This window comes from Photorhabdus sp. P32 (genome assembly GCF_038085095.1).
Classification (GTDB): Bacteria; Pseudomonadota; Gammaproteobacteria; order Enterobacterales; family Enterobacteriaceae; genus Photorhabdus; species Photorhabdus luminescens.
Genome location: NZ_JAZGJN010000011.1, coordinates 1 through 306, shown reverse-complemented (window position 1 = coordinate 306; position 306 = coordinate 1). Strand labels below are relative to the sequence as shown.

The following is a 306-nucleotide window of genomic DNA, read 5'->3' as shown; positions in this document are numbered from 1 at the left end:
GAATGGGGGTAAAGGTGGGGACGGTGGTAACATCTATGTGAGTTTCACTCAGGGTCAACCGATAATTAATGCTTTGTCACATCGAGGGGATGGCGGAAGAGGAGGATCGAGCGGAAGAGGAGGAAGAGGCGGATTCGGTGGGGGAAGCGGTGCTAATAGTGGGGGAAGGACTGATGGCCCTCCCGGAGTATCTGGTGAAGATGGTACTGATGGAACAGCCGGCAATGAAGGCACTTCTGGCAAGGTATATGTTAACGGTAATGCACGGAAGCATGGTGATCATCAGACTTTAGACTGGCTAAACGA

The 306-nt window shown here is 52.0% G+C and carries 1 pseudogene; it reads left to right on the top strand.

The features are described from left to right. Positions 1 to 37: 37 nt before the first annotated feature. Positions 38 to 306: pseudogene (locus tag V2H77_RS00025) on the top strand (hypothetical protein); the annotation flags it as partial.